Origin of the sequence: Pseudonocardia sp. McavD-2-B (genome assembly GCF_024124365.1) — a bacterium.
Taxonomy (GTDB): Bacteria; Actinomycetota; Actinomycetes; order Mycobacteriales; family Pseudonocardiaceae; genus Pseudonocardia; species Pseudonocardia alni.
The window spans coordinates 1-10,739 of sequence record NZ_JAMXSG010000204.1 but is presented as its reverse complement, the minus strand read 5'-3'; the positions used below and the strand labels follow the sequence as shown (position 1 = coordinate 10,739).

Genomic DNA, 10,739 nt, shown 5'->3' with positions numbered 1-10,739 from the left:
GGCGGCGCTGCTGTGGGTGGGCGGGCTCGGCGCGCTGCTGGTCACCGCCCGCGACGCCGACGTGCGCACCGTCGCGGTGCCCCGGTTCTCCCGGCTCGCGCTCGCCGCCGTCGTCGTGCTGGGGGTGACCGGGCTGCTCGCCGCCACCGCGCGGCTGACCTCACCCACCGACCTGGTCACGACGGCCTACGGCGCGGTCGTCCTCACCAAGGTCGTGCTGCTGGCCTGCGCCGCCGCGCTGGGCGGCGCGACGCGGGCCCGGCTGCGCGCCGGGCGGCTGCCGGTGCTGGTGTGGGCGGCGGTGGAGGTCCTCGTGCTGGTCGCGGCGACCGGGGTCGCCGCGACCCTGACCCACACCGCCTGAGCGGTCAGCGGGAGGGCGAGGTCAACCGCAGGCCGGAAGACCGAGCCCGCCGCGGGACGCCGGCTCCAGGTACACCTCCGAGAGGTAGCCGGAGCGCCCGTCCGGCCAGCTCACCCGGTACCAGAGCTCGGACTCGACCCGGTGCGGGTTGCGCGCGGCGGGCGAGTCGAGGTTGTGGTTCCACATCCGCTCACCGACGACCGTGCAGGTGGCGGGCAGCATCGCCCCGCTGACGACGTCGGTGCCGACCTCCTTGCAGCCCCGGGAACCGCAGAACGCGATCGCCCGTGACGAGAGGTAGGCGGGCCCGGAGTCCTCGACGAGGTCCTCCGCGCCGAGCGCGACCTTGTTCTGCACCGTGACGACGGCCGTCCCCGCCGACGCCGCGGCCGGCGCTCCGAGGGTCCGGGCGGCGAGCCAGCCGGCGCCGCCCGCGACCAGGGCCGTGGCCAGGACGGCGACGACCACCGCCCGCGCCGTACGTCTCGCGTCCTCCGTGCCCATCGGTTCCGTCCCCCCGGCAGCCACGCTCGTCGGTTCCGTCCCCCCGGCGGCCACGCTCGTCGGTTCCGTTCCCCCGGCGGCCGCGGGAGGCACCGCCCCGCCCGTTCCCGGGGTCTCCGTCGCATCCCGGGCCGCATGTGCTCCCATCGCCGGTGCTGCGACGTCCGCGGAGCCGGTCGCCGAGAGCCTCGCCGGAGCCGTGGTGGGCGACGCGGGGGCCGCGGCCAGCGCCGCGTGCCGGCGCGCCCACTCCCGCACCTCCGGCGCGGGTACTCCCACGGCGGCGAGCACCGTCGTCACCAGGTCGCCGCGGGGCAGGCGGGGTCCCGTGCGGGCGTTGCCGATCGCACTCTTGCTCCAGTTCGAGCGTTCGGCGGCCTCACGGACGGACACGCCGCGGGCGTCGAGCACCGCGGCGAAGTCACTGCAGAACAGGTCCGGGGAGTCGGGGCGACGACCGTCGGAGGTTTCGGTCACCCGGCGATTATCGGATCGGCGATCACGATGGGCCACAGACGACGGGCGGCACCGCACGAACATCGTCACGATTGACGAGAATCTTTGCGATATCCCGGCACATCCGCAGCGACCACAACCCGTGGCGGCGGCCGCGTCCGCAGCGCCCGCGATCGTGGCCCACGTGGCCGCCGCACTGCTGTGGGTCGGCGGACTCCGGGCTGATCGCCGCGACCGCTCGGCTCGGGTCACCGTCGGGGTGGTGACGACCGCCTACGGCGGCCTGGTTCCGGCGAAGACGGTGCTGCCGGCCGGGGCCGCCGCGCTGGGCGGGGCCGCCCGGGCCCGGCTGCGGGCGGGCCGGGTGCCGGTCCTGGGCCGGGCGACGGTGGAGGTGCTGCTGCCGGCCGCCGCGACCGGGACGGCCGCCACGCTGACCCACACCGCCTGACCCCTCACCCGAGCTCGGCCCCGGCCAGGTGCGAGGACAGGGTCTTGCCGTGGCCGTCGAGGGTCAGCGACCCGGTGACGCCCCCGGCCAGCACGCCGGGGACCCGGAAGACCAGTGCGGGCAGACCGGGGACCTCGTGCCGGTCCACCGGGCCGGTCACCGCGGGGCCGAACCGGGCGCGGACGACGTCGGCGGTCAGCCGCGAGCGCAGCACCTCCCAGGCGGCGTCGTCGCGCGGCACGACGACCAGCATGAGCGTGTCACCCTTGTCGCCGGCCCGGACGTCGGCCAGGTCGTCGACGCGCATCAGCGCACCTCCTCGACGTCGACACGGGGCCGCACGAGGTCCCGGTCGAGCAGGCAGGACCGCACGACGACCTGTTCGGTCACCGCGGACCGTGCTCCTCCGCCGGCCGCGGGCCCGTTGGTGTAGAGCGACTCGACCTCCCACCCGACGAGCCCCGCCCTCTCCCGGTCGGGCGCACGGGCCGCGACGCGCAGCCGCACCTCCACCGGGTCGCCGGGCCCCGCGAGCCCGCGGTGCGCGGCGCCCGCCCCGAGGTACTCGACCTCCACGTCGCCGTCGTCGAATCCGTGCACCTCGCGCAGGCGTTCCCGCACGACGTCACCGGCCAGCCGGGCCCGGTCCAGGCACCGCGGACCGGCATAGCTGATCTGGCCATCGCCCACCCAGCCGCCGCGGTAGCCGAGCGTCACCTTCAGCCGGTCCGGCCGGGCCCGCCCGGACGCCCCCGACACCCGTACCCGGTCCGGGCCGGTCTCGTCGAACACGACCCCGGAGAAGTCCGCGACGACGTCCGGGGTGACGTAGGACGACGGGTCGTCGACCTCGTAGAGCAGCTGCTCGGTGCAGGTGCGCCGGTCGAGCCGGCCACCGTCGCGGGGGAGCTTCCCCAGCACGACCCCGCCGTCGCGGCCGACGTCGGCGAAGGGGAACCCCAGCCGCGCCAGGCCCGGCACCGGCTTGGTCGGCGGGTCGGCGAAGTAGCCGCCGGTGAGCTGCCCGGCGCACTCCAGCAGGTGGCCGACCACGGTGCCGGTGGCGGTGGCGGCGGGGTCGCCGGCATCCCAGCCGAGGCTGTGGCGCAGCGTCCCCAGGTAGAGCGAGGGGTCGGCCACCCGCCCGGTCACGACGAGGTCCGCCCCCGCCCCGAGCGCCTCGGTGACCGGCTCGGCGCCGAGGTAGGCGTGCGCGGAGACCGGCACGGGCCCGTCCGAAACCGGCCGCCCGGTGCCGTCGACGAACGGGTCCGCCGCGAGCACCGCGTCCAGCACGTCGTCGCCGGTCACGACGCCGACCCGCACCGGCCCGCAGCCGGTCCGCCGGACGACACCGGCGGCGACGCGGGCGGCCGCCACCGGGTGCGCGGCACCGGAGTTGGTGACGATCCCGGTCCCCCGCGAGCGGGCGGCGGGCAGGACCGCGTGCAGCCGCGCGGCCAGCAGCGGGTCGTACCCGCTGTCCGGGTCGGTCAGGCGGCGCAGCGTGCCCGCGGCGACCGTCCGCTCGCCGAGGCACTCGAAGACGATGTGGTCGAGGTCCCCGTGCTCGACCAGGCGCACCGCGGGGTCGATGCGGTCCCCGGCGAAGCCCGCGCCGGCGCCGATCCGCGTCCTCATGCGAGCGCCACCGCCCCGGTCAGCAGAGCGACCGCGAGCATGACGAGGCTGATCAGCCACGCCCAGCCGAACAGCGCGCGGATGTGCCGGCCGATGTCGACCCCCGCCAGGCCGACGAGCAGGTAGAACGAGCCCGTCATCGGGCTGATCGGGAAGCCCACGGTCTCCTGCCCGACGATGGACGCGCGGGCGAGGTCCGCGGCCGCGACGCCGAACTCGGCGCCGACCCCGGTCAGGACCGGGAGCACGCCGAAGTAGTAGGCGTCCGGGCCGAACAGCAGGCTCAGCGGAACCCCGAGGACGCCGACGACCAGCGGGAGCGCGCCACCGAGCCCGGTGGGCACGGCGCCCGCGACGGCCGCGGCCATGCCGTCGATCATGCCGGTTCCCTCCAGGACGCCCAGGAACGCCCCGGCCGCCAGCAGGGTGGAGGCCATCAGCATGGCGCCGCGGGCCTGGGCGTTGATCCGCTCGGTCTGCTCCTCCAGCCCCGGGAAGTTGACCACCAGGGCGAGGATCGCCGCGCACAGGAACACCGCCTCGGGCGGGGCGAGCCCGCTCACCAGGGCCGCCACCGTGAGCACGGTCAGCGCGACGTTCACCGCCGTCCGGACCGGCCCGACCGGCGCGGCCGGGGCCTCACCCGCCGGGCCGGGCCGCCCGGCGGAGTCCGGGTCACCAGCCGTGTGACCGGCCGTGTCACCCGTGGCATCGCCCCCGGCGTCCCCGGTCCCGGCGCCGCCCGGCCCCGCCTCCGGGCCGATGGCGGTCGCGGCGGGGACCCGCTCCGCCACGACGGCCGCACCGACCGCCTCACGCACCGGCTCGCGACGACCCTCGCGGCGGCCGAGGAACCAGGCGATCAGCAGCGCGGCCACCATCCCGGCGAGCTGGGCCGGGATCAGCGGGACCCACAGCGCGTTGGCGTCCACGCCCGCCGTCGTCGCGGCGCGTGCCGTCGGGCCGCCCCACGGCAGCAGGTTCATCACCCCGGCGCCCATGCCGACGCACACGGTCAGCGTCACCCGGCTCATCCCGAGCCGGTCGAACAGCGGCAGCATCGCCGGGATAGTGATGAGGAAGGTCGTGGCACCGGCCCCGTCGAGGTGGGCGGCCATCGCGAGCGCGGTGGTCGCCAGGCACACCGTCGTCGGGGCGTTGCCGGCCAGGGCCACGAGCCGGCGGACGACCGGGTCGAACAGACCGGCGTCGCGCATGACGCCGAAGAACACGATCGCGAAGACGAACATCGTGGTCACCCCGACGACGCCGGAGAGTCCGTCGGAGACGAACGACCCGATGTCGGCGGGGCCGAAACCGCCGATCAGAGCGGTCACCACCGGAACCCCGGCGAGCGCCACCACCGCCGACACCCGTCGGGTCAGCAGCAGGGTCAGGATGAGCCCGATCGTCACGAAGCCCAGGACAGTCACCATCGTCGGTCCTCTCTGGCGGAGCCGGGCCACTGTGACGGGCGCGACACGTGACTGTCCAACATCGATTCGCGATACATTGATGCGTGGCACGCATCGATCTGGACATCCGGCAGCTCCGCGCCGTGCTCGCCGTCGCCGACGCCGGGGGCTTCTCGGGAGCGGCGGCACGGGCAGGGGTCGCCCAGTCCTCGCTGTCCCGCACGGTGCAGGAGGTGGAACGGAGGGTCGGTGTGGCCCTGTTCCGGCGGACCACCCGGGAGGTGGCGGCGACGGTGGAGGGCCGGGCCTTCGTCGAGCTCGCGCGGCACGTCGTCGGCACCCACGACACGGCCATGGCCCACTTGGCCGGCTACGTCGCCGGGGTCCAGGGGCACGTGTCGGTGGCCGCGCTGCCCTCGCTGGCCGCCGGACTGCTGCCCGCCGCGCTCGCCCGCTACCGCCGGACCCGGCCGGAGGTGTCGGTCGAGGTCCTCGACGGGCTGTCCGAGGAGGTCCGCGGCCGGGTCGGCGACGGCAGCGTCGACCTCGGCCTGACCGTGGGGCGGGAGCTGCCGGCGGGTCTGCACGCGACCCCGCTGGTCCACGACACGTTCCACCTCGTCGTCCCGGTCACCGACCCGCTCGCCCGCGAGGACGCGGTGCCCTGGACGGCGCTGGAGGGCCGGCCGTTCGTCGTCTTCGACCCGAGCAGCAGCATCCGCGCCGACACCGACCGGGTGCTGGCCGCGGTGGGGGTCCGGACCGGACCGGTGGTGCAGGCCCGCAACATCCTGGCCGTCGGCGGGCTGGTCGCGGCCGGTCTCGGCGTGACCGCCGTCCCCGCGCTGGTGCTGCCCCTGATCGCCTTCGCCGGGCTGGCCGGTGTCCCCCTGCGGGCACCGCGGGTGCAGCGCGACATCTGCATGATCCACGACCCGCGTCGCCCGCTGTCCCCCGCGGCGCGGGGGCTGGTCGAGCTGCTGACCGACGGCGGGGAACTCGACCTCCCACCGGGCGCCGAGCGAGCCGGTGACGGCTGACCGCGGCGCCGACACCCGCCACGCCCGGCACGTCGCCGGGGACGTCGGGGACCGTGTCCGAGGGCATGGTCCGACCCTCCGGGCCCGGAACGACGAACGGCCGGACCCGTCGGGTCCGGCCGTGTGGTGGTGGAGCTGAGGGGAATCGAACCCCTGACCTTCTCGATGCGAACGAGACGCGCTACCAACTGCGCTACAGCCCCAGGTGTCTCAGGCCCGCCCTCGCGGGCTGACCTGAAGAACCCTAACAGACCCCTATTCGCCCACCGCACGCCGGTGGGGGGTGCCCGTGTCGAACTCGTCGGGCTCCTCCTCGGCGTCCACGTCGACCAGCGACGTCCCGGCCGGGACCGGCGGCGGCGGGGCCGCGGCGAGACGCGGGAGCGACGACTCGTGCTCGGTCCCGACGGGCCCCTCGACGGTGCGTCCGCGGGCCGGGAGCACACCCAGCGGCTCGCCGGTGCCGCGGACCCGGGTGGGCTCGCCGTCGTCGGCGGTCCAGTCGTCGTCCTCGTCGGTGCCCGTGGTGACGGTGGCGGCGGTCGCGCGGATCTCGTCGTCGGCCCGCTCCTCCGCGGAGGCGTCGCGGCCGCGGTGGGCCCACTCGTCGAGCTCGGGGTCGTCGGCGGCCGGGGACTGCCGGGTGCCGGCCAGGCGTGCGGCGCGGCGGGCCCGGATGCCCTCCTCGATGCGGACCTGGCGGCGCAGATAGGTCAGGTAGCCGACCAGGCCGGCGCCGACGACACCGGTGACCCACCAGAACACCGTCGAGACCAGCAGCGCGGCCGCGCCGGCGGCGAGCAGCAGGACCAGCAGACCGAGCACGACGCGCTGGCGGAACGCGTACTTGGCGTGCGCGGCCGCGGCGGCGGCCTCGGGGTCGAAGCCCCCGCGGCCGGGGCGGTAGCGGGCCGGCGGGCGGGACCAGCCCTCCTCGTCGAGGCCGTCGACCTCGTCGAGGCCGTCGGCGCCGGTCCCGTGCTCGTCGTCGGCGTCGACGGGCCCGGCGGGCTCGTGGTCGTCGTCGGGCCGGGGGTCGCGCTCCCGGTCCGACCGGACCCGCTCGTCGGGATCGGCGTCGTCGTGGCCGACGAGGTGGTCGCCGTGGTCGTCGCCTCCGGGGCCGCGGACGCGGCCCTCGTCGTCGATCTCGGTGTCCTCGACGTCGTCGTAGGCGTACTGGTCGGCCTCGTCGGAGCGCTCACGGGGAGCGGGGACGTCGTCCCGCGCCTCCGCCAGCTCGCCGACCGTGGTCGGACCGGATCGCTGTGTCACAAGAACCTCCGGGTGTCGATGCCGCGCGGGACGTTCCAACACCCGCCCGGACAGCAGCGCCGGGCTGAGCCGGGCCACTTCCTGCTGGCGCCGGGCGACGGTCGGAACGAGGATCAGCAGCCAGAGCACGACCAGACCCACGAAGATCAGAGAGCTGGGCACGGCTGCCTCCTCCCCCGACCGGCGCAGTCCACCCGGTGGAACGGCCCCGATCCGCGCCACCACCGATCACCGTAATCGGGCGGACCTCCGCACCCGGGTCGCGACGCGCCGTGGTCCCTCGGACGGAGGGTGCGAAACCAGGGACGTGCGGTACACGTGTGACTCCGGTGAGTGATCAGGCGAGGTGTGGGCGCTGCGCAGGGTCAGGACCGCGAGGCGCGTCCGTCCCGCACCAGCCGGGCCGCGAAACCACCCGGCGGGACCTCCTCGGCGGTCACCGCGTAGGCGTAGTGGTCGCGCCAGGCGCCGTCGACGTCGAGGTAGCGCTGCAACAGTCCCTCGCGGCGCAGCCCGAGCCGGGCGAGCACCGCGATGCTGGCCACGTTCTCCGGGCGGACCGTGGCCTCGACGCGGTGCAGCCGCACCGGGCCGAAACAGTGGTCGAGGACGAGAGCGACGGCCGCGGTGGTGATCCCCCGCCCGCCCAGGGTCGAGTCGAGCCAGTAGCCGACGTAGCCCGACAGCAGCGGCTCCCGCACGACGTTGCCGACCATGACGTGGCCGGCCATCGCTCCGTCGACGGTGATCGCGAACGGCAGCGACAGCCCGCGCCGGGCGGCCCCGCGCAGCAGCCACCAGCGGCCGGGCCACTCCACCCCGGAGTTGCGGCGGGACCACCCGCCGTGGGTCGTCGGCTCCCAGGGACGCAGGAAGTGCTCGTCGCGCACCCGGATCCGGGCCCAGTCACCGCCGTCGCGCAGCCGCACCGGGCGCAGCCCCACCTCGTGCCCGCGCACCCGCAGCGGTCCGAGGACGGCGGGCCAGCCGGGGTGACCGCCGGGCGGTTCGGGGACGGCGGACGGCGGCACGCGGCTCAGTTCCGCCCGCGGGGAACCAGCTCGACGTGCTCACCGACGGTCATCTCGGTCACGTCCTCGTCGATGACCGCCAGCGCGTTGACCTCGGACAGCACCGCCAGCAGGTGGGTGCCCGACACACCGAGCGGCTGGGCGAGCAGCTCGCCGCCGTCGTCGGAGCGCAGCAGCCGCGCCGGGATGTAGGACCGGCGCCCGGCCGGGGAGACGATCGGGGAGGTCAGCCGGGCGGTCCAGGTGCGCCGCATCGGCTCCTGGCCCAGCGCCAGCCGGATCAGCGGCCGGACGAACACCTCGAACAGCACCAGCGCGGTCGCCGGGTGCGACGGGAACAGGAACACCGGCACGGCGTCCGGGCCGAGCCGGCCGTAGCCCTGCGCGGAACCGGGGTGCATCGCGACGCGGGTGTCGTCGATGCCACCGAGGTCGGCCAGCCCGCTCTTGGCCTCGGCCGCGGTCGTCCCGCCGCCCGCACCGCAGACCACGACGATCTCGGACGCCGGCAGCAGGTCCTCGACGGCGCCACGGATCTCCGCGGCGCTGCCGCCGACGGTGCGGGGCCGGTTGGTCTCCGCGCCCGCCTCGCGGGCGGCGGCGACCACGGCGTGCGAGCAGACGTCGGCGACCTGCCCGGACGACGCCGAGCGGCTCACCTCCACCAGCTCGTCGCCGACCGAGACGACCGAGACCCGCGGCCGCGGGTGCACCAGCAGCTTGTCCCGGCCCGCGGCGGCGAGCATCGCGACCTGGGCCGAGCCGACGACGTCGCCCTCGCGGACGGCGACGTCACCGGACTGGACGTCCTCCCCCACCCGGCGCACGAAGCCGGCCGACGGCACGCCGCGGCGGATCGTGAGGCGCGCGGTGCCGCCGTCGGTCCACCCGAGCGGTGCGACGGCGTCGGCGAGGGTCGGCAGCGGCGCCCCCGCCGCGACGCGGACGGCCTGGCCGGGCTGCAGCCGCAGCGGCTGACGCGATCCGGCGGCGATCTCGCCCACCACCGGGACGGTGACCGGGGAGGCGTCGGTGGCCCCGGCCACGTCGACGCTGCGCACCGCGTAGCCGTCGATCGCGGCCTGGTCGAAGACCGGCAGCGGACGCGCCGCGACGACCTCCTCGGCGCTGCGCAGCCCCTGCGCGTCGGTGATCGCGACGCGCACCGGGGCCGGGCGCACCGCCACGTCCAGGATCCGGGACAGGTGATCGGTGACCGTGCGCACTCTCAGTCCTTCAGTCGCTCGTTCAGCCAGGTCCGCAGGTCCTCGCCGTACTCCGGGTGCTGCAGCATGAAGTCGACGTAGGCCCGCGCGTACCCGGCGGGGTTGCCCAGGTCGTGGCGGCCGCCGCGGTGCACGACGACGTGTACCGGGTGACCCTCGGAGATCAGCAGCGCGACGGCGTCGGTCAGCTGCAGCTCACCGCCCGCGCCGGGGGTGATCCGGTCCAGCGCGTCGAAGATCGCACGGTCGAGCAGGTAGCGACCGGCCGCGGCGAAGGTCGACGGAGCCTCGTCCGGGGCGGGCTTCTCGACCATCCCGTGGACCTGCTTGACGTCGTCGTCGCCGGTGTCGGAGACCTCGAAGACGCCGTAGGCCGAGATCTGCTCGCGCGGCACGTCGAAGGCGCAGAGGACGCTGCCGCCGTGCTCCTCGCGGACCTGCGCCATGCGGGCGAGGACACCGGTCGGGAGGACCAGGTCGTCGGGCAGCAGGACGGCGACGGCCTGCTCGTCGTCGGCCAGTGCCGGGCCGGCCTGGGCGACGGCGTGGCCGAGGCCCTTGGGCTCGTACTGGTACACCGAGTCGACCTCGAGCAGGCCGGGAGCGCGGCGGACCTTGTCGGCCAGCTCGCCCTTGCCGCGGCTCTCCAGGGTCTTCACCAGCTCGTCGTCGGTGCGGAAGTAGGCCGCGACCGAGTCCTTGCCGGGGGAGGTCACGACCAGCAGCCGCTGTGCGCCGGCCTCGGCGGCCTCCGCGGCGACCAGCTCGATCCCGGGCGTGTCGACGACGGGGAGCAGCTCCTTCGGCACGGCCTTGGTCGTCGGCAGGAACCGGGTGCCCAGACCCGCCGCCGGGACGACGGCGGTGCGGAAGGCCCCGGTGCCGCTGGACGTCTGCACGCTCATGGTCGGCGAGCCTAGCCACAGCTCTAGCCTGGAGCCGTGACGGCTCGCGCGGAGGACAGGGGTGGATCGTCGCCTGATCAGGGTGGGCGAGCCGCTGACGCCAAGCGGTCACTGCGGCGCACGCTGCTGGCGGCGCGTCGCGGGCGCCCGGTCGCCGACCGGCTGGCGACGACCGCCGCGCTGTCCGCGCACCTGTGCGCGCTCGCCGCCGCGACACCCGGCCCGGTGGCCTGCTACCTGCCGATCGGCACCGAACCCGGCGGTGCGGGACCGGGCGTGCCGTCGCTGCCCGACGCGCTGGTCGCCGCCGGTCACGATGTCCTCGCCCCGGTGGTCCCGGACGCGCCGGGCCCGCTGGACTGGACCGTCTACCGCGGCCCGGACGATCTGGCCCCCGGGCCGCTCGGGGTCGTCGAGCCGACCGGTCCCCG

Annotated in this window: 12 protein-coding genes and 1 tRNA gene; 4 read left to right on the top strand and 9 right to left on the bottom strand. The window is 75.9% G+C overall.

Annotated elements, in window-relative coordinates:
- Window positions 1–364, top strand: a 364-nt coding sequence (locus tag NH602_RS22305; RefSeq protein ID WP_253068822.1) for a CopD family protein, incomplete at its 5' end; no start/stop codon positions are given.
- A 21-nt stretch (window positions 365–385) separates the two neighbouring features.
- Here the strand turns inward: NH602_RS22305 and NH602_RS22300 are convergent.
- On the bottom strand, window positions 386–1,345 hold the full coding sequence (locus NH602_RS22300) for a hypothetical protein (RefSeq protein WP_253068821.1): 960 nt from the start codon (window positions 1,343–1,345) through the stop codon (window positions 386–388).
- 163 nt (window positions 1,346–1,508) lie between these two features.
- On the opposite strand from NH602_RS22300, the gene NH602_RS22295 reads away from it, so the two are divergent.
- A complete protein-coding gene (locus tag NH602_RS22295; protein WP_253068820.1) occupies window positions 1,509–1,775 on the top strand; it encodes a hypothetical protein in 267 nt (88 codons plus the stop codon).
- A gap of 4 nt (window positions 1,776–1,779) precedes the next feature.
- Here the strand turns inward: NH602_RS22295 and NH602_RS22290 are convergent, their stop codons facing one another.
- Genes NH602_RS22290 through NH602_RS22280 form a run of 3 tightly spaced genes read right to left on the bottom strand, consistent with a single transcriptional unit; the run spans window position 1,780 to window position 4,852 of the window.
- The gene (locus NH602_RS22290; protein WP_073577602.1) at window positions 1,780–2,082 is read right to left on the bottom strand and encodes a hypothetical protein; all 303 of its coding nucleotides are present in this window, start codon (window positions 2,080–2,082) and stop codon (window positions 1,780–1,782) included.
- The gene (locus NH602_RS22285) at window positions 2,082–3,416 is read right to left on the bottom strand and encodes an acyclic terpene utilization AtuA family protein (RefSeq protein ID WP_073577601.1); all 1,335 of its coding nucleotides are present in this window, start codon (window positions 3,414–3,416) and stop codon (window positions 2,082–2,084) included. The genes NH602_RS22290 and NH602_RS22285 overlap by 1 nt, the downstream gene beginning before the upstream one ends.
- Window positions 3,413–4,852: a CitMHS family transporter gene (locus NH602_RS22280; protein ID WP_073577600.1), complete on the bottom strand. Its 1,440-nt coding sequence runs from the start codon at window positions 4,850–4,852 to the stop codon at window positions 3,413–3,415. Before NH602_RS22280 ends, NH602_RS22285 begins: the two co-directional genes overlap by 4 nt.
- Before the next feature lie 83 nt (window positions 4,853–4,935).
- On the opposite strand from NH602_RS22280, the gene NH602_RS22275 reads away from it, so the two are divergent.
- Complete coding sequence (locus tag NH602_RS22275) at window positions 4,936–5,871, top strand: LysR family transcriptional regulator (RefSeq protein ID WP_253068819.1); 936 nt, start codon at window positions 4,936–4,938, stop codon at window positions 5,869–5,871.
- 127 nt (window positions 5,872–5,998) lie between these two features.
- Here the strand turns inward: NH602_RS22275 and NH602_RS22270 are convergent.
- The 5 genes from NH602_RS22270 to NH602_RS22250 form a co-directional block, all read right to left on the bottom strand.
- Window positions 5,999–6,074, bottom strand: a tRNA-Ala gene (locus NH602_RS22270).
- A 52-nt stretch (window positions 6,075–6,126) separates the two neighbouring features.
- On the bottom strand, window positions 6,127–7,308 hold the full coding sequence (gene glpR, locus NH602_RS22265; RefSeq protein ID WP_179761097.1) for a gephyrin-like molybdotransferase receptor GlpR: 1,182 nt from the start codon (window positions 7,306–7,308) through the stop codon (window positions 6,127–6,129).
- 203 nt (window positions 7,309–7,511) lie between these two features.
- Window positions 7,512–8,177, bottom strand: a complete 666-nt coding sequence (locus NH602_RS22260) for a GNAT family N-acetyltransferase (protein ID WP_253068818.1) — start codon at window positions 8,175–8,177, stop codon at window positions 7,512–7,514.
- A 5-nt stretch (window positions 8,178–8,182) separates the two neighbouring features.
- Window positions 8,183–9,403: a gephyrin-like molybdotransferase Glp gene (gene glp, locus NH602_RS22255; RefSeq protein WP_100879581.1), complete on the bottom strand. Its 1,221-nt coding sequence runs from the start codon at window positions 9,401–9,403 to the stop codon at window positions 8,183–8,185.
- Window positions 9,404–9,405: 2 nt separating this feature from the next.
- The gene (locus NH602_RS22250) at window positions 9,406–10,308 is read right to left on the bottom strand and encodes a UTP--glucose-1-phosphate uridylyltransferase (protein ID WP_253068817.1); all 903 of its coding nucleotides are present in this window, start codon (window positions 10,306–10,308) and stop codon (window positions 9,406–9,408) included.
- A gap of 36 nt (window positions 10,309–10,344) precedes the next feature.
- On the opposite strand from NH602_RS22250, the gene NH602_RS22245 reads away from it, so the two are divergent.
- Window positions 10,345–10,739 (top strand): 5-formyltetrahydrofolate cyclo-ligase (locus NH602_RS22245; protein ID WP_374210247.1); only part of this gene is annotated, 395 nt, incomplete at its 3' end.